Origin of the sequence: Achromobacter sp. ES-001 (assembly GCF_019448355.1) — a bacterium.
Lineage (GTDB): Bacteria > Pseudomonadota > Gammaproteobacteria > Burkholderiales > Burkholderiaceae_B > Achromobacter > Achromobacter spanius_B.
On the sequence record NZ_CP079940.1, the window covers coordinates 4,395,767 to 4,417,636 of the forward strand.

The 21,870-nt window shown below is 64.9% G+C and carries 22 protein-coding genes; 10 read left to right on the forward strand and 12 right to left on the reverse strand.

All coding sequences use genetic code 11. The features are described 5' to 3' along the window. Positions 1-4 precede the first annotated feature (4 nt). The 3 genes from KYT87_RS19770 to KYT87_RS19780 are packed head-to-tail and all read right to left on the reverse strand — an operon-like array spanning position 5 to position 2,694. Positions 5-955: a xanthine dehydrogenase family protein subunit M gene (locus KYT87_RS19770; protein WP_219990651.1), complete on the reverse strand. Its 951-nt coding sequence runs from the start codon at positions 953-955 to the stop codon at positions 5-7. Next, complete coding sequence (gene paoA / locus KYT87_RS19775; RefSeq protein ID WP_219990652.1) at positions 952-1,596, reverse strand: aldehyde dehydrogenase iron-sulfur subunit PaoA; 645 nt, start codon at positions 1,594-1,596, stop codon at positions 952-954. The genes KYT87_RS19770 and paoA overlap by 4 nt, the downstream gene beginning before the upstream one ends. 15 nt (positions 1,597-1,611) lie before the next feature. Then, positions 1,612-2,694, reverse strand: coding sequence for an XdhC family protein (locus KYT87_RS19780; RefSeq protein WP_219990653.1), 1,083 nt, complete (start codon positions 2,692-2,694; stop codon positions 1,612-1,614). Positions 2,695-3,001: 307 nt separating this feature from the next. Here KYT87_RS19780 and KYT87_RS19785 point away from each other — a divergent pair, with 307 nt between their 5' ends. Then, positions 3,002-3,673, forward strand: a complete 672-nt coding sequence (locus KYT87_RS19785) for an NTP transferase domain-containing protein (protein WP_255594193.1) — start codon at positions 3,002-3,004, stop codon at positions 3,671-3,673. 222 nt (positions 3,674-3,895) lie between these two features. Here KYT87_RS19785 and KYT87_RS19790 read toward each other — a convergent pair whose 3' ends face one another. The 3 genes from KYT87_RS19790 to KYT87_RS19800 form a co-directional block, all read right to left on the reverse strand. Further along, entirely contained in the window at positions 3,896-4,888 is a 993-nt protein-coding gene (locus tag KYT87_RS19790; protein WP_219990655.1) for a tripartite tricarboxylate transporter substrate binding protein, read from the reverse strand. 99 nt (positions 4,889-4,987) lie between these two features. Beyond that, on the reverse strand, positions 4,988-7,126 hold the full coding sequence (locus tag KYT87_RS19795; protein ID WP_219990656.1) for an acetate--CoA ligase family protein: 2,139 nt from the start codon (positions 7,124-7,126) through the stop codon (positions 4,988-4,990). Beyond that, positions 7,123-7,965: an enoyl-CoA hydratase/isomerase family protein gene (locus KYT87_RS19800; protein ID WP_219990657.1), complete on the reverse strand. Its 843-nt coding sequence runs from the start codon at positions 7,963-7,965 to the stop codon at positions 7,123-7,125. Before KYT87_RS19800 ends, KYT87_RS19795 begins: the two co-directional genes overlap by 4 nt. A 168-nt stretch (positions 7,966-8,133) precedes the next feature. On the opposite strand from KYT87_RS19800, the gene KYT87_RS19805 reads away from it, so the two are divergent. Continuing rightward, positions 8,134-8,940: an IclR family transcriptional regulator gene (locus KYT87_RS19805; RefSeq protein WP_255593333.1), complete on the forward strand. Its 807-nt coding sequence runs from the start codon at positions 8,134-8,136 to the stop codon at positions 8,938-8,940. 416 nt (positions 8,941-9,356) lie between these two features. On the opposite strand, the gene KYT87_RS19810 is transcribed toward KYT87_RS19805, so the two are convergent. The 5 genes from KYT87_RS19810 to KYT87_RS19830 form a co-directional block, all read right to left on the reverse strand. Continuing rightward, complete coding sequence (locus tag KYT87_RS19810) at positions 9,357-10,733, reverse strand: amidohydrolase family protein (protein WP_370638781.1); 1,377 nt, start codon at positions 10,731-10,733, stop codon at positions 9,357-9,359. A gap of 349 nt (positions 10,734-11,082) precedes the next feature. Beyond that, positions 11,083-11,325, reverse strand: coding sequence for a hypothetical protein (locus KYT87_RS19815; protein WP_370638782.1), 243 nt, complete (start codon positions 11,323-11,325; stop codon positions 11,083-11,085). Positions 11,326-11,443: 118 nt separating this feature from the next. Then, positions 11,444-11,902: a hypothetical protein gene (locus KYT87_RS19820; RefSeq protein WP_046804888.1), complete on the reverse strand. Its 459-nt coding sequence runs from the start codon at positions 11,900-11,902 to the stop codon at positions 11,444-11,446. A gap of 126 nt (positions 11,903-12,028) precedes the next feature. Continuing rightward, positions 12,029-12,742, reverse strand: a complete 714-nt coding sequence (locus KYT87_RS19825) for a hypothetical protein (protein WP_219990659.1) — start codon at positions 12,740-12,742, stop codon at positions 12,029-12,031. A gap of 2 nt (positions 12,743-12,744) precedes the next feature. Next, on the reverse strand, positions 12,745-13,776 hold the full coding sequence (locus tag KYT87_RS19830; protein ID WP_219990660.1) for a TRAP transporter substrate-binding protein: 1,032 nt from the start codon (positions 13,774-13,776) through the stop codon (positions 12,745-12,747). A gap of 153 nt (positions 13,777-13,929) precedes the next feature. Between KYT87_RS19830 and KYT87_RS19835 the strand changes: the two genes are divergently transcribed. After that, the gene (locus KYT87_RS19835) at positions 13,930-14,748 is read left to right on the forward strand and encodes an IclR family transcriptional regulator (RefSeq protein WP_046804885.1); all 819 of its coding nucleotides are present in this window, start codon (positions 13,930-13,932) and stop codon (positions 14,746-14,748) included. Between the two features lie 22 nt (positions 14,749-14,770). Here the strand turns inward: KYT87_RS19835 and KYT87_RS19840 are convergent, their stop codons facing one another. Further along, positions 14,771-15,592, reverse strand: a complete 822-nt coding sequence (locus KYT87_RS19840) for an IclR family transcriptional regulator (RefSeq protein ID WP_120156462.1) — start codon at positions 15,590-15,592, stop codon at positions 14,771-14,773. 132 nt (positions 15,593-15,724) lie between these two features. Between KYT87_RS19840 and KYT87_RS19845 the strand changes: the two genes are divergently transcribed. From KYT87_RS19845 to KYT87_RS19875, 7 genes are all read left to right on the forward strand, one after another. Continuing rightward, positions 15,725-16,732 carry a TRAP transporter substrate-binding protein gene (locus KYT87_RS19845; RefSeq protein ID WP_046804883.1) on the forward strand — a complete coding sequence of 336 codons (1,008 nt, stop codon included), beginning with the start codon at positions 15,725-15,727 and terminating at the stop codon, positions 16,730-16,732. A 19-nt stretch (positions 16,733-16,751) separates the two neighbouring features. Beyond that, complete coding sequence (locus KYT87_RS19850) at positions 16,752-17,195, forward strand: type II 3-dehydroquinate dehydratase (RefSeq protein WP_046804882.1); 444 nt, start codon at positions 16,752-16,754, stop codon at positions 17,193-17,195. 37 nt (positions 17,196-17,232) lie between these two features. After that, positions 17,233-17,808, forward strand: coding sequence for a TRAP transporter small permease (locus tag KYT87_RS19855; RefSeq protein WP_219990661.1), 576 nt, complete (start codon positions 17,233-17,235; stop codon positions 17,806-17,808). After that, positions 17,805-19,085, forward strand: a complete 1,281-nt coding sequence (locus tag KYT87_RS19860; protein WP_104144064.1) for a TRAP transporter large permease — start codon at positions 17,805-17,807, stop codon at positions 19,083-19,085. Before KYT87_RS19855 ends, KYT87_RS19860 begins: the two co-directional genes overlap by 4 nt. Positions 19,086-19,174: 89 nt before the next feature. Then, positions 19,175-19,876, forward strand: coding sequence for a protocatechuate 3,4-dioxygenase subunit beta (pcaH, locus tag KYT87_RS19865; protein WP_046804879.1), 702 nt, complete (start codon positions 19,175-19,177; stop codon positions 19,874-19,876). A gap of 3 nt (positions 19,877-19,879) precedes the next feature. Next, positions 19,880-20,455, forward strand: coding sequence for a protocatechuate 3,4-dioxygenase subunit alpha (gene pcaG / locus KYT87_RS19870; RefSeq protein WP_219990662.1), 576 nt, complete (start codon positions 19,880-19,882; stop codon positions 20,453-20,455). A 22-nt stretch (positions 20,456-20,477) separates the two neighbouring features. Further along, positions 20,478-21,860, forward strand: a complete 1,383-nt coding sequence (locus KYT87_RS19875; RefSeq protein ID WP_219990663.1) for a 3-carboxy-cis,cis-muconate cycloisomerase — start codon at positions 20,478-20,480, stop codon at positions 21,858-21,860. The last annotated feature ends 10 nt before the right edge of the window (positions 21,861-21,870 follow it).

Consider the following 21,870-nt stretch of genomic DNA (forward strand, 5'->3'; position numbering starts at 1 on the left):
CGCGTCAGGCCCTCGCTTGCGCCAGCACTGCACTCAGGGTTCTTGCGGCCAGTGTCAGCTTGAATGCGTTGTCGTCGGTGGGCCGGGCGTCGGCCAGCAGGCGGTCGGTGACCGCCCGCGCGCCTTGCGGCAACGCGGCGTCGGCGGCGTCCAGGCGCCACGGTTGCGGCGCCACCCCGCCCAACGCCGCGCGCCCGCTGCCGTCGGGCTGCACCACGGCGGCCACGGACACCAGCGCAAACGCGTAAGAGGCGCGGTCGCGCACCTTGCGATACACGTGCGTGCCACCTGCCGGCTTGGGCAGGGCCACCGCCGTGATCAGCTCGCCGGCTTCCAGCGTGGTTTCAATGTGCGGCGTATCGCCGGGCAGGCGGTAGAAGTCCGCGATCGGAATCACGCGCGTGGCGCCGTCCGGACGCACCGTTTCCACCTGCGCGTCCAGCACGCGCATGGCCACCGCCATGTCGCTGGGGTGCGTGGCGATACAGGCGTCACTGGTGCCTATCACGGCTAATTGACGCGTCACGCCGCCGATGGCCGAACAGCCCGTGCCCGGCGCGCGCTTGTTGCACGGCATGTTGGTGTCGTAGAAATACGGACAGCGCGTACGTTGCAGCAGGTTGCCCGCCGTGGTCGCGCGGTTGCGTATCTGCCCCGACGCGCCGGCCAGAATCGCGCGCGACAGCACGGCGTAATCGCGCCGCACACGCTCGTCGGCGGCCAGATCGGTGTTGCGCACCAGGCTGCCGATGCGCAGCCCGCCTTCGGGCGTCGGCGTGATCTGGTCCAACGCCAGCCCGTTCACGTCGATCAGGTGCGTGGGCGTTTCCACTTCCAGCTTCATCAGGTCCAGCAGATTGGTGCCGCCCGCAATGAAGCGGGCGCCGCGTGCCTGGGCGGCGCTGGCGGCGGCGTCGGCGGGGGTGCGCGCGCGTTCGTAGGTAAACGGCCTCATGCTTTGCTCCCCGCCACCTCGGTGATGGCTTCAATAATGTTTGAATACGCGCCGCAGCGGCAGATGTTGCCGCTCATGCGTTCGCGGATTTCGTCCACGCTAAGCAGCGGGCGCTCGGTCAGGCTCTCGCTGACGTGGCTGGGCACGCCTTGCGACAATTCTTCCAGCATCGCCACCGCCGAACAGATCTGGCCCGGCGTGCAGTAGCCGCACTGATAACCGTCGTGCTTGACGAAGGCGGCCTGTAGCGGATGCAGCGCCGTGGGCGAGCCCAGCCCTTCAATGGTGGTGATCTCGGCGCCGTCGTGCATCACGGCAAGTGTCAGACAGGAATTGACGCGGCGGCCGTCCAGCACCACCGTACAGGCGCCGCACTGGCCGTGGTCGCAACCCTTCTTGGTGCCGGTCAGATGCAAGTGCTCGCGCAGCGCGTCCAACAGGCTGGTGCGCATATCCAGCGACACTTCGCGTGACGCGCCATTCACCCGCAGCGTCACGGTGGCGGACATCGGCTGCACGCCGGTCTGCGCGGCCTGCTGGGCCAACGACACCGACGATGAGGCAGCCATGGCGGTTGCGGAAACGGCGCCCGCCTTCAGCAGGTTGCGCCGGGTGATCTTGATTGCTGATGAGTTTTCCAAGTCTGCCCCTTTCGTTTAGTCGGCGACGCGGATGGCGGCGCGCTGCGGGTCGGGTTGCGGGTCGGGTTGCGGGTCGGGTTGCGGTCCGGATTGCGGTCCGGCATGCAGCAACTCGCATTCCCACTCCCGCCGGGAATGCGCGGCGGCCTGTGTCGTATGTTCAATACGTTGCTGCGTCAGCTCCGCCAGGATCGACACTGCGATCTCGGGTGGGGTGCGGCTGCCGATGGGCAGGCCCACCGGGCCACGCAGGCGCGCAATCTGCTCTTCTGTAAAACCGAAATGTTCACGCAGACGCGCGCGTCGCGCTTCGTTGGTGCGGCGCGAGCCCAGCGCGCCCACAAAGAACGCCGGCGACGGCAGCGCTTCCAGCAAGGCCATGTCGTCCAGCTTCGGGTCATGCGCCAGCACGATGATCGCCGTGCGCACGTCGGGTGCCAGGGCCATCACCGTGTCGTCCGGCATTGTCGTGACGAGTCGTGTACCCGGCACGTCCCACGATGCGGCGTATTCTTCGCGCGGGTCGCACACGGTGACGTCGAATCCCAGGGCTACCGCCATCGGCGCCACGTAGCGCGCGATGTCGCCGGCGCCGACCAGCAGCAAGCGCCATTGCGGGCCGTGCAGCGTGGTCAACACTTTGCCGTTCCAGTCGAACCGGTCGCCCGGCTGCGCCGGCGTCAGCTGCGCGGTGCCATCGGCCAGGCTCAACGTTCTTTTGACGAGTTCGCCTTGGCGCAGTCGGTCGGCAAGGCTATGCAGCTGCACCGCATCCGGCTTGGGTTCGATCAGCAATTCCAGGATGCCGCCGCAGGGCAGGCCAAAGTTCAACGCTTCGTCGCGGGTGGCGCCGTAGGTCAGCGCATAGGGGCCGGCGCGCCAGAGATCGCCGCGCCGCATCTTGTCGATGAGGTCATCTTCGATACAGCCACCGGATACCGACCCGGCAATGCGCCCATCTTCACGCACCGCCAGCCACGATCCGCGTGGCCGTGGCGAGGCGCCCCAGGTTGCGGCTACCGTCGCCAGGACAAACGCGTGGCCCTGGCGCCGCCAGTCCTGGATAGCGGCCAACACTTGTAGATCAAGACTTTCCATGTTGGTGCCTTTGGAAATATCGGACTCACTCTACCAGTGGCCCGCCCGGCAAGAAAAGAGGCAAAATCCGCATACACCGTTGAGTGAAATTCACGAATCACCGGGGGAATGTCAGGAGTGGCGCGGTTGTCCAAGACGCCACGTCTCCCCCCCCCAGTTGCCCACTGTCAACCGTGATCGCCCAGCAAGCGCCATGCCTAAGCCGCCACCGTCTTCGTCAGCCTCTGCTTTGTCAGCCTCTTCCTGGTCAGCCCCTTCCTTGTCAGCCCCTTCCTTGTCAGCGCCTTCCGCGTCCCCCTCTTCCGCGTTGCGCGCTTTGCCCTCGGCCGCGTGCGTCGGCATCTTGCTGGCGGCGGGCCATGGGCGGCGCTACGCCGCGGACGCCCCAGGTCAGGACAAGTTGATGGCGCGGCTGGAAGATGGCACGCCGGTGGCGGTGGCGTCCGCCCGCGCGCTGGGCAGCGCCACATCACGCACCATTGCGGTGCTTCGACCCGACCAAGCGGCGCTAGGCGCGCTGCTGCAAGCGGAAGGATGCGAGCTGATCATGGTGGGCGCGAACGCGGACGGCATGGGCGATAGCCTGGCGACCGCCGCCCGCCACTTGCTCGGCCTGGGCATGGGCCGGGGCGAAGATTTTCCACCCGAAGGGCGAGACGTTCACGCTAAGACGCAGGGCTTGCCCGCCGCATCGTCGTGCCTGGTCGCCTTGGCGGACATGCCCTGGTTGCGCGCCGACACCTGCATGCAAGTGGCCGCCGCAGCCCCGCACCATCGCATCGTGACGCCCACGTGGCAAGGCAAGCGCGGCCACCCCGTCGCCTTCGCGCGCGATCTCTGGCCTGAGCTTGCCGCGCTATCGGGCGACGTGGGCGCGCGCCGCTTGCTGCTGCGCCATCCCGTGCACGAGTTGGCAGTGGACGATCCCGGCGTGCACGCCGATGTCGACACGCCGCAAGATCTGCGCGCCGGTCATTGACCCTGCCGGATCGTGGCGATGTCTTTCATCGCGCGCCTTCCCGCCCCTTACCCCCCTTCTCGCCCCTTCTCGCCCCTTCTCGCCCCTTCTCGCCACTTCTCGCCCCTTCCCGCGCCCACTGCGTGCCCACGTTTGCCCAACGTTTGCCCGCGCTTGCCCGCGCGACAGGCCCACGTTTGCACCGCTGCCGGTGTGAACCTCGCGCCCGGGCGCGCCACCTGCTCAAGGGGCGTCGGTAATGCCGGCCTCGCTAACGATCTTGCTCCAGCGCGCCTCTTCCTGCTTCACGTAGTCCCCCAGCGCGGCGGGCGTGCCGACGTTGGCCACCAACCCCTCCAATTTCAGCGCCGCCTGAAAATCCGCCTTGCCCGACACGTTCTTGATGGCGGCGTTCAGCCGGTCAATGACGGCGGCGGGCGTGCCTTGCGGGACGAACACGCCGTACCAGCTGTCCACGTAGTAGCCCGGCACCCCTGCTTCGGCCACGGCGGGCACGCCGGGGTACGACGGTGAACGGTCTTGGGTCGTGACGGCCAGCGCGCGCAACTGCCCGGTCTTGACGTGGCCGCTGACGCTGGCCGACGTAGAGAAGATCATGTCGATCTGCCCGCCCATCAAGTCATTGATGCCGGGGCCCGCCCCCTTGTACGGCACATGCAGGACGTCGACCTTGCCCAGGCTTTTGAAGAGCTCGCCGGCCAGATGCGCCGACGTGCCATTGCCGTAGGAACCGAACGTCAGCTTGCCGGGATGGGCGCGCGCGTACGCCAGGATCTCCTGCACGCTCTTGAATTTGGACTTGGGTGACACCACCAGCACATTGGGCGACTTGCCGATCAGCGCAACGGGCGCAAACGCCTTGTCGGTGTCGTAGGGCAGCTTCTTGTGAATGGCCGGGTTGACCGCGTGCGCGAACGTCGCCATCAGCAGCGTGTAGCCGTCGGGCGGACTCTTGGCCACGTTCTCGGTGCCGATGATGGTGCTGCCGCCCGGCCGGTTCTCGACGATGACGGATTGGCCAAGTTCGTCGGTCAGGCCCTTGGCCAGCTGGCGCGCAATGATATCCGTGCCGCCGCCGGGCGTGAACGGCACCACGATACGCAGCGGCCGGTCGGGAAATACGGCGTGCGCTTGCGGCGCGGCCACGGCGCATATCGTCAACATCGCGGCGGCGACTGCCTTGATGGGCCGCAACACAAATGGGTAGGTCTTCATCGTTGTCTCCTGATTTTTTTGCGCCGGTCTTGTGCGGATCCTGTGCGGCGCGTCGGCAAAAAAGTTGCGTGGGGGGGAAGGGACGGCGGGGCTGCCCGCCTAGTCCTTCATCACCACGACGCCATCGGCCGCGCAGACGCCCTGCCCTGTCGGCTTGACGAACAGCGGGTTGATCTCGGCTTCCAGCAACTGGTCTTGCAAGGTGCTTGCCATGCGCGCAAACGCCAACACCGCCTGCACCAGCGCGGGCACGTCGCAGGTCGGTCGGCCGCGATAGCCGTCCAGCAAGGGCCATGTTCTTAAGCGGCGCAGGGCCGCCTCGACGTCTTGCGCCGTCAAGGCCGCGCCGTCGTCCGGCAATAGCAGCAAGGTGGTGTCGCGCACCAGCTCGGCCACCACGCCGCCCATGCCCAGCAATATCGCCGTGCCCAGCGGGTCGTGATGCAGGCCGACGATGACCTCGGCCGCGCCGGTGACCATCTCTTGCACCAGGTAGGCCTGGGGCGGCTTGCCGGTGTGCTGGCGCACGTCGATGCGCATCTGTCGCAGGCGCTGCGCGATGTCTTCCGGCGCGACATTGACGGCTACGCCGCCCACGTCGCTCTTGTGGGTGATGTCGCGCGACAGCAGCTTGAGCACCACGCGCGGGCCCAATGCGCGGGCGGCGCGGGTGGCTTCGGCTTCGGCGTCGGCGTCGGCTTCGGCTTCGGCATTGACGATGATTTCCCGCACGCCCGGGATTCCAAACTGCGCGAACAGCGCCTTGGCCTGTGCTTCGTCCAGCGCCTTGTGCGGTTCGACGGTTGCGGGCGAAGCCGCGTGCGCCGGCGTGCCGTCGCGCACCGGGCGCACCGCGCGCTCTCCGCTCAGCTTGCCACCCTGCACCCGCCGCATGGCAGACAACGCCGCGCCGACGCTTTCGGGCGCGGCAAAGGCCGGCACGCCGTAGCGGCTCAGGACTTCCGCGGCGCGCGGGGCGTGCGGACTGATATATGCCAGTACCGGTTTGCCGTCAGGCGTCAGCGAATCGCGCAGCGCACCGGCCATCAGTTCGGGCTGCGCCACGGCGGAAGATCCCGCGATGACGACCAGCGCATCGTACTGATCGCTTTCCAGCACGATGCGGATGGCGTTGCGCAGCAGGTCCGGCTGCAAGCCGGCCAGCGTCACGTCGATCGGGTTGCGATCCAGCGCGGCGTGGTCGCCGGTTTGCAGCGCGCGCAAGGCGGCGCCCGTGGCGGCATCGGGCGCGGGCAGCTCAAAGCCTGCCACGCCCAGACTGTCGGCCACCAGCGTGCCCGCCCCGCCGGTTGACGTCAGCACCGCCACGCGATTGCCGCCCAGCTTGCGATCGCCGGCCAGCGCGGCGGGTATATCCAGCAGGTCGGCAAACGTTTGCGCGCGAATGATGCCCGTCTCGTCGAACAGCGCGTCGTACATGGCGTCGGCGCCGGCCAAGGCGCCCGTATGCGAGGCCGCTGCCTGCGCGCCGGATGCCGAACGGCCGACCTTGAACGCCACGATGGGCTTGCCGGCCGCCGCCGCCTTGCGCGCCGCCGCGCGGAACGTCCTGGGGTTGCGGATGCTTTCCACATACAGGGCGATGATGCGCGTGGCCGGGTCGTCCACCAACGCATCCACAAAATCCGCCAGGTCCAGATCGACCTCGTTGCTGGTGGAGATCAGCTTGGAAAACCCGATGCCGCGCGCCGCCGCGCGTGACAGCAACGCGCCCAGAATACCGCCGCTTTGCGACACCAGCCCGACCGCGCCACTGGTCAGCTCATCGACTTCCAGCGCGCCGCTGGCGGATAGGGTGATGCGGTCGGTCAGGTTGACCAGGCCGATGGTGTTTGGACCCAGGATGCGCATGCTGCCCGCCGCCTCGCGCAGCTCGCGCTGACGGCGTGCGCCCACGTCCCCGGTTTCCGAGTAGCCGCTGGCCAGCACGATGGCCGCGCCCGTGCCCATGGCCGCCAGTTCGGCAATCGCCTGCTGCGTGCGCTGCGCGCTCAGCAACACGATGGCCACGTCCGGCGCTTCCGGCAAGGAGCGGATATCGGGGTAGCAACGCAGCCCGCCAATCTCGGACGCTTTGGGATTGACGGGATAAATGCGCCCTTCAAAGCCATGCTTTTGCAGATAGGCCACCGGCCGGCCCGACGTCTTGGCCGAGTCCGCCGACGCCCCCACGACCGCAACGCTGCGCGGTCGCAGCAATTTCTGTATGCCGCTCATTGCGCGTCTCCGTCGCGACCGCCCGAAGCGGCCTTGGCCTGGGCCATCTTGGCCTGGGCCATCTTGGCGAGGAATGCCGCAACGGATTCGCGGTGTTCGCTGCTGGTGTAGCAGATGCCCTGCGCCTGGCTGCCCATGGCGAAGACCTGGTCGGCGGTCAGCTCGGAACTCTGGTCAAGTATCGATTTGCTAAGCGCCAAGGCCGTGGCCGAGCCCTTGGCCAGTTCGGCGGCCCAGGCCTGCGCCGCGCGCACTTCGTCGCCAGCCGGGGCGAGCCGGTCGGCGATGCCCAGGGCCAGGGCTTCTTCCGCCAAGACCTTGCGGCCGGAATAGATCAGGTCCTTGGCGCGTGCCAGCCCCACGCGATGAGGCAGGAAAAACATGCCGCCACCATCCGGAATCAATCCCCGCGCGATGTAGCTCCAGGTGAACGACGCACTGTCCGACGCCACGATGAAATCGCAGCTAAGCGCCGTGTCTGCCCCCAGGCCGGCGGCCGCGCCGTTAACGGCGGCGATGGTGGGCTTGGGCATGCGAAACAGCAGGCTGACCGCATGGTGCACACGCTGCTGCCGTGACCAGCCGTTGAAGGCGACTTCGCCCGAGGGCGCGTCCATGCGGCGCTGCATGCCAGAGATGTCGCCGCCCGCGCAGAAGCCCTTGCCTTCCCCTGTCAGCACCAGCGCCTTGGTGCCCCGGTCAGCGGCCACGGCCTCCAGCGCATGGATGAGTTCGGCACGCATGGCGTCGCTGATGGCGTTGCGCTTCTCGGGCCGGTTCAGCGTTAGCGTCGCCACGCCGCCGTCCGCGTGCAGTTTGATGAATTCGTAGTCCGCCATCTTGTTGCTCCGTCTTGGTCGATAGGCCAGCGCGATCCGATGCTTTTTTTTTCGCTGGCGATATCGACACGGTAGGCGCTACAGTGGGCAAAAACACCGGCCCAATTCCACCTGATGGAATTGGGCCGGCGGGCTTCAACGAGGATGGCTTCAAGGATGATGGCGACTGTGACACCCGATGATGCGCCCCCCGCGCAGCAACGTTTCGATGGCGTCAGCCAGAACCGGTCGCTGGCCCGTGGCCTGGAAATCCTGCGCGCGTTCAAGCCCGGCACCGACCTGCTTGGCAATGGCGAGCTTGCCGAGCGCACCGGCCTTTCCGCCGCCACGGTCAGTCGGCTGACTCAGACGCTGGTGACCAGCGGCTTTCTGGAATACGAGCGCGGCGCGCGTGCCTACCGGCTGGCCGCGCCGGTGTTAAGCCTGGGCCACGCCATGCGCGCTGCGTCGCCGGTATTGAACGCCGCCACGCCGTTCATGCGCGACGTATCCAACAAACTGCACGTCAATATCGGCCTTGCCAGTGCGGACCGCACTGAAATGGTTTATCTGGAATCCATCCGCTATAACCGCCGGGCCTCGCTTCGCACTATCGTGGCGGGCCAACGGGTACCGATCGAACTCACGTCTTTAGGTCGCGCGTATCTGGCCACGCAGCCGACGGCGGCGCGCCAGGCGCTGCTCAAGAAAATAATGTCGGGATATCGCAGCGCATCGTGGAAACCGATCGGCGCGGAAATTGATCGAGCCATCGCAAAAGTGGTGGCTGCGGATTATTGCGTGGCGTCATGGCAGCCCGGCGTTGTTGCGATGTCTACCCCGCTACGTGTGCCCGGTGGCCAGACGCTGGCGTTGAACCTGAGCTTGATGACGGACGACACGGCCGCGTCCGTGGAAAGGTTGCACGCGGCGGACTTGCTGGCATTGAAAGAGCGAATCGTTCACGAGCTTGATCGCCGCGCGCCGCCGCCGTAGACGGCGACTTTTTCAGCCACGGACGCCGGTCACCGCCTTGATCCGCACGGCGCCTTGTTCGGACTCCGATGTACAGCTACCCGGCACCGGCGCGTTCCACTTCATATAAATATCTTTCTGGATCAGCACGATTATTCGGGTACCAAGGGGGTATTGCGCACAGATTATCTCCTGCCTTATTTTTTGTGATGGCCAGAGCACAAGTAACACAGCCACATGCACTATCACCGCCCTATTGAACATCCCGGATTCGCATTTCTACACGGACCGCGAAGTGTAGTGAGGGATGCGTCCCCGATGTTTAGAAAAGGCAATCAAACCAGACAGAAAGTATCTAACGCGTTAACTTTATTGCGGATTATTCTGTAATAATCCGCCAGCGAGATAATCCGACCAGATAATGCGCGTTAATAAGACTATTGACCGGCCGGGCTCGCGCTCAAGGTATTTTTGTAAACCTTGCCATCTTTCATGATGAGGCGCAGATGGGTATCGGGGTCGCCCAGAAAATCCAGATTGCGAGACGGGTCGCCGTCGGCCACCAGAATATCGGCCAGGGCGCCCGGCGCGATACGGCCCAGCGGCTTGGGGTACGGGTTGCGTTGGCCCGACAAGGCCAACAAATCGCCGTTGACCCCGGTTGCCTGCGCCAGCAAGGTCAGTGGGTCATAGAACCGCACCAGCTTGGCCAACTGGCGTCCTTGGCTGGGCGTGTTCTTGGCATTGAACAGAATGTCGGTGCCCCAGCCCGTCTTGATGCCGTATTTTTGCGCCAGTTCATAGGCGCGCACCGTGCCTTCCGACACGCGCCGCTGTGATTCCTGACGCGCGGCATCGGGATACGTGTTGGCGTCCTCGTCCATCAAGAACGGTTGCAGACTCCACCAGACGCCCTCTTCACGCATCATGCGCACGCTTTCCTCGTCGGCCAATTGCCCGTGTTCGATGCATTTGACGCCGGCCTTGATCGTGCGCTGGATACCCTTGGGCGTGTAGACGTGGGCCATCACATAGGTATTCCAGTCGGCCGCCGCGTCAACGGCGGCCTGCAATTCCACTTCAGAAAACTGCGTGCTGTCCAAGGGATCGTAAAGCGACGACACGCCGCCGCCCGCCATGACTTTGATTTGCGACGCGCCCAACATCAGCTGCTCTCGCACACGCCGCAATACTTCGGCGGTGCCGTCGGCAATCATCGCCACGCCGGCGCTTTCCACAAAGCTCAACGGGGTATTGGCCGCGCGCGGCAAGTCGCTGCGCAAGCGAAAATCCCCGTGACCCGAGGTTTGTGAAATCATGGCGCCGCTGGGATAAATGCGGGGACCGGGCACCATGCCTTCATCGATGGCGCGCTTTAATGCAAACGCCGGCCCGCCCGCGTCACGAATCGAGGTAAACCCACGCATCAACGTGCGCTCGGCCTGCTCGGCAGCCGCGATATACAGATACCCCAGGTCGGCCGTCATGGCGACGGTTTGGCCCACCGCCGCCAACATGGAATGCCAGTGCACGTCGATCAAGCCCGGCATGACGAGCTTGCCCTGGCAATCAATCACCTGTGCGCCGTCAACCGATTGCCCGGCGCTGGGCAAGGCGGCAATTACGTTGCCTTGAATCAATACCTGCACGCCGTTTTGTACCGGTTTGCCCGAGCCATCGAACAAACGCAGGTTGGTCAGCAGCAAGGGACGATCGGAAGGCGTGGGGTGACGCAGCCAGTTGCTGGCCGCGCGCGCGCCCGTAAAGGGAAGCATCATGGCCGCCGCGCCGCCGAGGAACTTGCGACGCGACATATCCGCCATCACCCGCTGGTAAATCAAGCCACAGGCCACGCTGCCACACTGGCAGGGCCGCTTGAGGTTCAATACGCCGTTGCCGCCTTTGGCGCCATTGGCACCGTTCGGCGCGCGGCCGGCTCCGCCACTGAATAAATAACGCTGCGGAGAATCGAATGCATGAGCGGTAGCGCGGGCCATCGAACTTCTCCTGATGTTGAATACACGGCAATGCGATGTGCCGATGCTACTCAATAAACAGGATGCCAGCGCAAATAATTGCCGGCCTGATTGCCGGTCTGTAACCAAGCCGATTAATAATGGGAATTGCGTGCCGCGCGGGCAATTCCTTGCTGGCGTCGAGAAGCTACTGCGCCATGCGCCGCAGCCGATCCAATTCCGCCTTGTTCAGGCGTTTGGCTTCCAACTCGGCGTAATTTCGTTCGCCCGCATCGTAAGACCCTTCAAAGATGCAGCGGCTGCGCAGAATCTTGCAGTTATCGCTGACCACCCGCTCGGACGCGGCAACCTTGGCGGTTTCGCTGGATCCCGTCGGTGTGGTCGGCGTCGACGAACAGGCGGATATCAGTGCGGCAAACAAGAGCGCCACGCTGTGGCGGCTCAACAATCGAATCAACATTTTCCCTGGCCCATGGCTTCATCAGCTGTACTTATAGCAAGGGAAACGTCAAAAAATCGTTCCAAGTCGTAGCAGCGCGGCCCGGCGGTCACTCGTCTTCGACGCCCGACAGGTCGGTGAAATCCGCCACTTCGCCGTCCTGGAAGTTGACCATGATGCCGTAGGGTTCGCAGATGGGAAACACCCCTTCCTCGAACAGAATGGACCAGTCTTCCTCACCATGGAAGATGACTTCCGGGCCATCCACCAGGGGCACGCCCACCGGAAGCTGGAACGACGCGTCGCAGCCCAGCACCTCGGGATCGCTGCGATACACCTCTTCCAGATACGCCGTCGCCTTGGCGATCCACGCGCCCAGATCCGCCATGATCCGCGTAAACGCCGCCATCCCGGCCTCATTGTCGCGAGAGTCCGCCAGCACCTGGACGGACACATAGACCTGGCCCCCGTTTATGTCCGGCGTATCGACATTGCCTTGCAGGTAACGCAGGCCGTCTTCGCTGGTATTCAGGGTCAAAGAGGAAAGGGACGGATCGATGGAGGGCATGGGGGGCCTTTAAAGAATGGGAGTGCCGGCAGCGCGTAGCCTGAGCTTCACCGTAGCGCCGATAGATCAGGCTACGAGATTAGCATTTGCCCGTGGCCGATAAACCGTCTGTCCGGCGCATCCCCCTCACGCGTTTGGTGTCGCCCCTTGGCCTGATAGCCCGGTCCCAACGGCCTCCAACGTATGCGACAAACAATAAATATCCGACCACGCGGCGGCCGGGTCGGCGTGCCTCGCCAGTTCCTCGGCATTGCGCACCTCGCCTTCGCAGGCGGTGACCGCGTTGATGTCGTAGCCGTTGACGATATAGATCCAATCGGCAACGCCGTCCCGGGCGCCGCGTATGGCTTGCTCGGTCGTTTGTGCAATCGCGGGGGTCTGCGTCATCAGCAGATGCGCGCCCGAAATGCCCGGGCGCACGCAGCAGGCGGCAGCATGCGCTTTCACACACGCGCGCAAAGCGTCCCGCGCGCCTGCGCGCGGTGACAAACGCAGGGTCAGCGCGTACCGCGCCAAACCGCCTCCGACGCTTTCCAGCACCCTGCACTGGCTGCGGATCATGTTGCGATGTTGCGGCATCAGCTTGGTGGACCAGGGCGTCGGCTGGTTCAACCTGCCCAGGTAGGCGGGCGAACTCAGCGTGTCGTAGCCGTCAAGTTCGTACATGACGAAAAAGCCTTCGCCGCCATGGGCGCTGACCCAGCGCGAGCCGCGCCGGAAACCCGGCACGCTCATGCGCTCGGGGAAGTGTTCATGCGAATGCCAGTCTTCGAATTCCGAGCGCCATGCCGGCGCAATATCCCACCACATAGCGATGGCGGCGCTGCCCAATAGCGCCATGATCAGCGCTTTGCCCGCAGCGCGGACAATTCCGTGGCCACCTGCTGCATCACGTCCGTGCCGATCTCGCCGGCGAACTTGTCGACCACCGGTTTGACGGCCTGGCGCAAGCCGTCTACCGCCTGCGGCGCCGGCTCGTTGACCTGCATCAGCTTGCGCAAGTCGTCGATGGCCACGGCTTCCTTGGCCTGCGAGATCTTGCGTTCTTGCTGCTTGGCTTCGTTGGCCGCGTCCAGGATGATCTGGCGTTCGGCCGGCGACATGCCGTCCCACGTCTTCTTGCTCATCAGGAACGGCATGCCGGTATAGATGTGCCGCGTCAGCGACAGGTACTTTTGCACCTCGGCGAACTTCGCGGACTGGATCACGCCCACGGGGTTGTCCTGCCCGTCGATGGCCTTGGACTCCAGCGCGCCATAGACTTCGCCGAACGTCATCGGCACGGGGTTGGCGCCCAGGGTCTTGAACATCTCGATATACACCGGCGCGGCGATCACCCGGATCTTCAAGCCCTGAAAATCCTGCACGCCGGTAATGGGGCGGCGGCTGTTGGTCATGTTGCGAAAGCCCAGGTCCCAGATTCCCAGGCCGACCAAACCGTGGTCGGCCAAGCCGTCCAGCAGGCGCTTGCCCACCGGGCCATCGGACACCGCATACGCTTCGCGCGCATCGTTGAACAGAAACGGCAGGTCAAACACCATGAAGCGCTTGTCAATGCCGGCCAGCAGCCCCGTGGCCATCGACGTGAAGTCCAACGTGCCGCCGCGCACCGCCGACAGGTTTTGCGGGTCGCCCCCCAGCACGGCGTTGGCATAGATCGACACCTTCATCTTGCCGCCGCTTTTCTCGGCGACCAGGTCGGCAAACTTCTGCGCGCCCTGCCCCAGCGGATGATCCGCGGCCAAGCTGAATGCAAACTTCAGGGTACGCGCCTTGACCTCTTGCGCGGCCACGGTGGCGGTTAGCGCCAGGCAAACCGAAAGAGATGCGGCGGCGGTTACGGCAAGGCGAAATAACGGCTTTCCAATCTGCATCACAACCCCTCTGGTTTGGTGTCGGCAAGGAATATTTCGCTGCGAGCATAGGGCATAATTTTGAATGCCGTTCAAATTTTGGCCGAATTCAAAATTTGAATTTGGCCGCATTCAGCGCTCGGTTTTTCATGGTGGCCAACCCAAGGAGTTGCAATGAGCGGGGCAATCGAAAAGACATTGGCATTGCTTGAATACCTGGCCAAGCACCCCGACGGCGTCGCGCTGGCGACGGTGGCCGACGACCTGAACCAGTTGCGCAGCGGCTGCCACCGCACCCTGCACGAGCTGATGAAGTACGGCTACGTGCGGCAGACGCCGGTGCGCGGCGAATATGCGTTGACGACCAAGCTGGCGTCGATGGGTCTGAGCTTTCTGGGGCGTTCGGGCGTGGTCGACATTGCGCAACCGGTCATCGACCGCTTTGCCCTGGCCACCGGCGAACTGGTGCGGCTGGCCATCGTCGACGGTAAGCGGCTGACCCTGGTGGCCAAGGCGCAAGGGGCAAAGTCGGGGCTGCTGTATGACCCCGACATGGGCATCGACCTGCGCCTGTCTTGCAGCGCGGCCGGCCACGCCTGGCTGATGACGTTGCCGGAGGACCAGGCGATTGCGTACGTCACCGAACAAGGGCTGGGCAAGCCGCGCGATTTCGGGCCCAATGCGCCCACGTCGATCCGCGCGTTGCTTGCCGGCCTGGACGGCCACCGGCGGCGCGGGTACAGCATGCTGCAAGACGTTTATGCGGCGGGCATGAGCGCGATGGCGGCACCGATTCGCCGCCCCGGCCACGCAAGCACGGGCATCCTGGTGGTGGCCGGCCCGTCGCAACGCTTGACGCTGAAGGCAATGGAAAAGTTTGGGCCGGCGCTGCTGCGCGCGGCCAGCGAGCTGGCGCAGGCGGCAGAGGCGTCGCCGCTGCTGCGCTCGGCGCGCGTGGGCACGTGGGGCAATGGCCCGGCCGCGGAGGACTAGCGCGCCGTGGCCGGATCACGGCCTACTTCGCCGTATCGTCGCCGTCACTACGGCCCTGCATGGGAAAGCGCTTTCGGAACATCGGCGACGCCAGGCTTGCCAGCGCCAACTCTTCGGTGGCCGCCAGCAACTGAGGGCCCAGTTCCAGCATGCGCGCTTCGGTCAGGCGCATGGCGGGGCCCGCGATACTGAGCACGCCGATGGCGTCTTCGCCCTTGCGCTGCACGGGCGCCGCCATGGCCGTCATGCCGGGCGCAAACACTTCGTTGATCATCGCGTAGCCGCGCTTGCGGCCGGCTTGCAGCATCTTGGTCAACGCCGCAATCGTGGTGGGCGCGTTGGGGCCATATTCCGCCGGCGAACCGAAGCCTTGGCGCGACACCAGATCCAGCGCGCGCTCGTCCGACATCGTCAACATCCACGCGTGCCCGGACGCGCTGCACGACAGCCGCGCGTCCGATCCCATTTCCGGGTCGTACCGCAAGCCGTGACGCGCGCCCTGCGCCTTGGCGACCCACGTCAGCCGTTCGTTATCGACGATGGCCAGGCGCACCAGCTCGCCGGAGATATCGGCCAGCCGGTCGACCAGCGGCTGCGCGATATCGACGATGCCGGTCGCCGCCAGATAGCTCAGGCCAATGGAGGCCACGCGAGCGGTCAGCGCGTAGTCGCCGTGGTCGCGGATCTGCCTGACGTAGCCGCAACGGCACAGGTCGGTCAGCAAGCGATGGGCGGCGCTTTGGGGGATCTCAAGCTGCTGCGCCAGCGAGGCTAGCGGCACGCCTTCGGGTCGGGAGGAAAGGTGCTCCATGACGGCAAGCGCGCGTTCGAGGACTCCGGCCATGTCATCTCAACAAGTAATGGGGTGATGGATGATAACCCTAGGTGGAAAACTATTCCACTCGGAATTACATTCCACTACCGAGTCCTCCAAGACATCGAGAACATTCCAAAAAAATCACGGAAGGAGACAACGATGAAGACCCGCATTTTCTGCCTGGGCCTGATGGGCCTGCTGTGCTCGACCGCCATGACGGCCCATGCGCAGGACATCCAGGAACGCACCATCCGGTTCGGCCACCTGAACAACACCGACCACCCCGTCAGCGCGGGCGTGCAGAAGTTTGCCGAGATCCTTGCCAGCAAAAGCGGCGGCAAGATGAAGGTGAAGGAATTCCCCGCATCGCAGCTGGGCAATGAAATGCAGCAGCAGTCCGGCCTGCAAGGCGGCGTGCAGGAAATGTCGGCGCCCGCGTCCACGTCGCTGGCCGGCATCGTCAAGGAATTCGGCTTGATCGACCTGCCCTTCTCGGTCACCGACTTTGGCCAGGCAGACGCGCTGCTGGACGGGCCGCTGGGCCGCGCGCTGATCGCCAAGCTGCCTGAAAAAGGCCTGGTTGCGCTGGGTTTCTGGGACCTGGGCTTTCGCAACGTGACCAACTCCAAGCACGCCATCACCAAGCCCGAAGACCTGGCCGGCCTGAAGATCCGTGTCATTCCCAACCCGGTATTCCTGGACACGTTCAAGGCGTTCAAGGCCAACCCCGTGCCCATGCCGTTTGCCGAGCTGTACGGCGCGCTGGAATCCAAAGCGGTGGACGGCCAGGAAAATCCGTATTCGGTGATTCTGTCGAACAAGTTCTACGAAGTGCAGAAGTACGTCAGCGCGACCAACCACGTTTACGCCGCCAACATCGTGCTGGTCAGCAAGAAATTCTGGGACAAGCTGTCGCCCACCGAACAGCGCCTGATGCAAGAGGCGGCCGACGAGGCGCGTGGCTACCAGCGCAAGGTCAGCCGCGAAGCCGCGCAAAAAGCCGTGGCGGAATTGCAAGCCAAGGGCATCCAATACAACACGATCGAACCGGCGGAAAAAGTCCGCATGCAGCAGGTCGTCAAGCCGGTTATTGAACACTTCACCGGCAGCTACGACCCCGCCATCGTCAAGCTCTACAACGACGAACTCGCACGCATCCGCAAGTAAACGCACCGGCGTATCCATCATGAAGATTCTTGTTTTGCACGGCCCGAACCTGAACCTGTTCGGGCGCCGCGAGCCGCACATCTACGGCACCACGACCTTGGCTGAAATCAACCAGCGCCTGGCCACGCTGGCTGAAGAATTGGGCGTGGAACTGGCCACGCTGCAATCGAACCACGAAGGCGCGCTGATCGACTTTCTGCACCAGAACATCGACGCGGCGCAAGGCGCGCTGGTCAATCCGGCCGGGCTGACGCAGCACGGCGTGCCGCTGCACGATGCCATCAAGGCAATGCCGTTTCCGACGCTGGAGGTGCATATGTCCAACATCGCCGCGCGCGAAACGTGGCGCGCGCATTCGATCATTTCGCCGGCGGTGCGAGGCACCGTGCAAGGGCTGGGGCCGCATTCGTACCTGACGGCGCTGCGCGGGCTGGTCGACATCCTGCAAGAAGCGCGCGCATGACATCGCGCACGCTTTGCACGCTGAAGGGGGCGGCTTCATGGTTTACATAGACGGGTTCATCGCGGTCGCGTGCCGCGTGCTGGAGCTGGCCATCGCGCTGCTGCTGGCGGCGATGGTGGTGCTGGTTTTCGGCAACGTCGTTGCGCGCTACGGCTTCAATTCCGGCATCACCTTGTCGGAAGAACTGTCGCGCTGGATGTTCATCTGGCTGACGTTCCTGGGCGCCGTCATCGCGCTCAAGGAACGCGGCCACCTGGGCATGGACATGGTGGTGGCCAAGCTGCCGACGGCGGGCAAGAAAATATGCCTGGTCGTGGGCCAGATCATCATGCTCTACATCGTGGGCCTGATGTTCAAGGGCAGCTGGGAACAGGCCGTGATCAACGCGGACGTCAGCGCGCCCGTCAGCGGTTTGCCGATGGCGATCGTGTATGTGGCGGGGCTGGTGTTCTCGGCCTTGGCCGGGCTGATCATCGCGGTGGACCTTTATCGCGTGCTGGCCGGCAAACTGCGCGACCAGGACCTGATCATGGTCCAGGAATCCGAAGAAGCCGTGCAGCTCAAGCAGATTCTGGACGACGCCAACCACGGCGCGCCGGGGAGAAGCGCATGACCATCTTCGTATTCATCGGGTCGCTGCTGGGCGTGATGGCGTTGGGCGTGCCCATTGCCTTTGCGCTCTTGGCCAGCGGCGTGGCGCTGATGTGGCATCTGGATATCTTTGATTCGCAGATCCTGGCGCAGAACGTGATCGGTGGCGCGGACAGCTTTCCGCTGCTGGCGGTGCCGTTCTTCATGCTGGCCGGCGAAATCATGAACGTGGGCGGCTTGTCCAAACGCATCGTGGACCTGGCCCTGGCGCTGGTCGGGCACGTCAAGGGCGGACTCGGCTACGTCACCATCATGGCGGGCTGCCTGTTGTCGGCCTTGTCCGGTTCCGCCGTGGCGGACGCGGCGGCGTTGACCGCGTTGCTGCTGCCGATGATGGTCAGCGCGGGCCACAAGAAATCAACGGCCGGCGGCTTGATCGCGGCCACGGGCGTGATCGGCCCGGTGATCCCGCCCAGCATTGGCCTGGTGATTTTCGGCGTGGCCGCGAATGTGTCGATCTCGAAACTGTTCATGGCGGCAATCGTTCCCGGCTTGCTGATCGGTGGCGCCTTGTGGCTGACCTGGGCTTGGCTCGTCCGCCGTGAAAAAGTGGTGCCGCCGCCGCGTAAATCCGCCAAGGAAATCGGCACGGCGGCGCGCAATGCGCTGTGGGCGCTGATGCTGCCGGTCATCATCCTGGTGGGCCTGCGCATGGGCGTCTTCACGCCGACGGAGGCCGCCGTGGTGGCCGCCACGTACGCACTGCTGGTATCGACGCTGGTCTACCGCGAGCTGAAGCTGAATCAGTTGTACGCGGTGTTCGTGTCGGCCGCCAAGACCAGCGCCATCGTCATGTTCCTGATTGCCGCCGCCATGGTCAGCGCGTGGCTGATCACCGTGGCCGACCTGCCCGCCAAAGTCGTGGACATGCTTCAGCCATTCATCGGCAACAAGATCCTGCTGATGGCGGCCATCATGGTGTTGGTGATGGTGGTGGGCACCGCCATGGACATGACGCCCACCATCCTGATCCTGACGCCCGTGCTGATGCCGGTGGTGCGCGCGGCCGGCATCGACCCGGTGTATTTCGGCGTGCTGTTCATCATCAACAACTCGATCGGCCTGGTGACGCCACCCGTGGGCACCGTGCTGAACGTGGTGGCGGGCGTGGGCAAGATGAAGATGGACGACGTCACACGCGGGGTCATGCCGTTCATGGTGGCCGAGTTCGCCATCATGTTCCTGATGGTCGTTTTCCCGGCGCTGGTGATCGTGCCCGCGCGCTGGTTCGGCGGGTGAGGCGCAGGCGTTGTGCGGGGAGGGTCAGGCCCGCACCCGCACAACCGTATCGCACGCCCTGATCCGCTACACAAAGGAGAATTTTCGCAATGTCCGATCTTGCCCAATACCGGCGTCCGTTCTGGAACACCCAGCCCGCTTACCGCTTCGACGCTTATGGTTCCACGCTGCTGCGGTCGCCGAATGAGCCGCTGATCGCCGTGCCGCAGACCCTGTCCGAAATCACCGGCCCCGCGTTCGGCGCCGCCTTCGTCAAGCAGGGCGACAACGACCTGACGCGCATCGCCAGCGCCGACGCCATCGGCGAACGCATCATCGTGTCCGGCCGCGTGCTGGACGAGAACGGCCGGCCGGTGCCCGATGCGCTGATCGAAATCTGGCAGGCTAACGCCGCCGGCCGCTACCTGCACAAACGCGATCAACACGACGCACCGCTGGACCCGAACTTCAGCGGCGAAGGCCGAACGGTAACGGACGCGCACGGCCGCTATCAGTTCAAAACCATCAAGCCGGGCGCCTACCCGTGGGGCAACCATTACAACGGCTGGCGCCCGCAGCACATCCACTTTTCGTTGTTCGGCCGTGCCTATGCCACGCGGCTGGTCACGCAGATGTATTTCCCTGGCGATCCGCTGCTGGAATTCGACCCCATCTTTCAATGCGTGCCGGACGCCAAGGCGCGCGCCCGCCTGGTCGCCACGCTGGACTGGGAAACCACCGTGCCCGACTACGCGCTGGGCTACCGCTTCGATATCGTGCTGCGCGGCCGTAACGCTACCCCGATGGAGTAACGCATGCTCTACCCCACTACCTCGCAAACCGTCGGCCCTTACCTGCACATCGGCCTGTCCGGCCTGAACTGTGCGGACTTGACGGCGGGTCAGCCCGACCTGGACGCGCCCCGGGTCGTCATTGAAGGCCGCATCATCGATGGCCAGGGCAACCCGGTGCCCGACGGCATGATAGAAATCTGGCAAGCCGACGCACGCGGCGTGTACCGTCACCCGGACGATCCACGCCATGCGGACAACGCTGCGCCAGCCGGCTTTACGGGATTCGGGCGCGTGCCCACGGAAGCAGACGGCTCTTTCCGCTTCACCACGATCAAGCCCGGCGGCGTGCCGGCGCCCGACGGCTCGCTGCAAGCGCCTCATCTGCTGGTGTCCTTGTTCATGCGCGGCCTGCTCAAGCATCTGTCCACCCGCCTGTACTTCCCGGACGAAGCGCAAGCCAATGAACAGGACTGGGTCCTGCGCCAGACGCCTGCCGCGCGCCGCGGCACGCTGATCGCGCAGGCGTCGGACAACGGCGTACTGCGCTGGAACGTCGTCTTGCAGGGCGCGGGCGAGACCGTGTTCTTCGACCTCTGACCGCGTCAGCAACGGACGCAACATGACCATTCTTTCCGGCCTGACGGAACAGATCTATTCCGACCGCGACATCATGGGCCTGTTCTCCGGCCCCGGCACCATCCGGCGGATGCTGGCGGTGCAAGCCGCGCTGGCCCGCGCGCAGGCGCGCTGCGGCGTCATCCCCGACAGCGCGGCGCGCAGCATCCACAAGGTCTGCCATGCCGAAGACATCAACAGCATCCTGGACCTGGACGCCATCGCTTCCGCCTCCATGCTGGCCGGCAACATCGCCATCCCCTTCGTCAAGCAACTGACCGCCGCCGTGCGCCAGGCAGACGCCGAGGCGGCACGCTTCGTGCATTGGGGCGCCACCAGCCAAGACGTGCTGGACACCGCGCTGGTCTTGCAACTGCAACAGGTTGCCGCGCAGCTGGACCAGGACCTGGACGCGGCGCAACGCGCATGCGCCCGGCTGACCGCAACGCATCGCGACACGATCATGGTCGGCCGCACGTGGTTGCAACACGCACTGCCCACCACCTTTGGCGTCAAGACGGCCGGTTGGTTGGAAGCGCTGACCCGCTCGCGGCAACGCCTGCGGCACGACGCCGAACAATGCGCCCTGCTGCAATTCGGCGGCGCCGCCGGCACGCTGGCAAGCCTGGGCAACGCCGCCCCCGATGTTGCGCGCGTCCTGGCCGAAGAACTGGGCCTTGCCCTGCCCGACATGCCCTGGCACACGCATCGCGACCGCCTGGCCGACTTGGCGGCAACACTGGGCGTGCTGACCGGCACGCTGGGCAAAATCGCCCGCGACGTGTCGCTGATGGCGCAGACCGAGATCGCCGAGCTAGCCGAACCCGCCGGCCCGGGGCGCGGCGGCTCCAGCACCATGCCGCACAAGCGCAACCCCGTCAGCAGCGCCGCCATCCTCGCCGCCGCCACCCGCATGCCACCGCTGGTGTCCACCATGCTGTCCGCGATGGTGCAGGAACACGAACGCGCGTTGGGCGGCTGGCAAGCGGAATGGGACGTCCTGCCGCAGATCTGCGCGTTGGCGGGCGGCGCATTACGGCATCTGGCGGGCATGCTGGACGGGCTGGAAGTCCATCCGGAAAACATGGCCCGAAATCTTGGTGCGACGAATGGCTTGATTCTGGCCGAAGCGTACGCGCTGGCGCTTGGCGGTCGAATGGGTCGTCTCGAAGCGCATGAATTGGTCGAACGGGCGTCCAAGGAGGCGGTTCGCAGGAACTGCACGCTAAAGGTTGCGATGCAGGAAGCGCTGGCGGCGCATGAGGGCACGCGGGATCTGCTTGGGAAGGAAGAGCTGGATCGCTTGAGTGATCCGGCGAATTATCTGGGACAAGCGGGGGAGGTTTGTGATCGGGTGTTGGCGGGGTGGGAGGGGCGGCGCAGTTAGCGACGCGCAG

Coding starts and splice junctions, on each gene's coding strand:
- KYT87_RS19860 (WP_104144064.1), top strand. CDS start 17,805: ATGACCATCTTCGTATTCATCGGGTCGCTGCTGGGCGTGATGGCGTTG.
- KYT87_RS19795 (WP_219990656.1), bottom strand. CDS start 7,126: ATGAGCGGCATACAGAAATTGCTGCGACCGCGCAGCGTTGCGGTCGTG.
- KYT87_RS19770 (WP_219990651.1), bottom strand. CDS start 955: ATGAGGCCGTTTACCTACGAACGCGCGCGCACCCCCGCCGACGCCGCC.
- KYT87_RS19780 (WP_219990653.1), bottom strand. CDS start 2,694: ATGGAAAGTCTTGATCTACAAGTGTTGGCCGCTATCCAGGACTGGCGG.
- KYT87_RS19810 (WP_370638781.1), bottom strand. CDS start 10,733: ATGTCGCGTCGCAAGTTCCTCGGCGGCGCGGCGGCCATGATGCTTCCC.
- KYT87_RS19790 (WP_219990655.1), bottom strand. CDS start 4,888: ATGAAGACCTACCCATTTGTGTTGCGGCCCATCAAGGCAGTCGCCGCC.
- KYT87_RS19850 (WP_046804882.1), top strand. CDS start 16,752: ATGAAGATTCTTGTTTTGCACGGCCCGAACCTGAACCTGTTCGGGCGC.
- KYT87_RS19845 (WP_046804883.1), top strand. CDS start 15,725: ATGAAGACCCGCATTTTCTGCCTGGGCCTGATGGGCCTGCTGTGCTCG.
- KYT87_RS19800 (WP_219990657.1), bottom strand. CDS start 7,965: ATGGCGGACTACGAATTCATCAAACTGCACGCGGACGGCGGCGTGGCG.
- KYT87_RS19835 (WP_046804885.1), top strand. CDS start 13,930: ATGAGCGGGGCAATCGAAAAGACATTGGCATTGCTTGAATACCTGGCC.
- KYT87_RS19855 (WP_219990661.1), top strand. CDS start 17,233: ATGGTTTACATAGACGGGTTCATCGCGGTCGCGTGCCGCGTGCTGGAG.
- pcaH (WP_046804879.1), top strand. CDS start 19,175: ATGTCCGATCTTGCCCAATACCGGCGTCCGTTCTGGAACACCCAGCCC.
- KYT87_RS19830 (WP_219990660.1), bottom strand. CDS start 13,776: ATGCAGATTGGAAAGCCGTTATTTCGCCTTGCCGTAACCGCCGCCGCA.
- KYT87_RS19825 (WP_219990659.1), bottom strand. CDS start 12,742: ATGGCGCTATTGGGCAGCGCCGCCATCGCTATGTGGTGGGATATTGCG.
- KYT87_RS19840 (WP_120156462.1), bottom strand. CDS start 15,592: ATGGCCGGAGTCCTCGAACGCGCGCTTGCCGTCATGGAGCACCTTTCC.
- KYT87_RS19875 (WP_219990663.1), top strand. CDS start 20,478: ATGACCATTCTTTCCGGCCTGACGGAACAGATCTATTCCGACCGCGAC.
- KYT87_RS19820 (WP_046804888.1), bottom strand. CDS start 11,902: ATGCCCTCCATCGATCCGTCCCTTTCCTCTTTGACCCTGAATACCAGC.
- pcaG (WP_219990662.1), top strand. CDS start 19,880: ATGCTCTACCCCACTACCTCGCAAACCGTCGGCCCTTACCTGCACATC.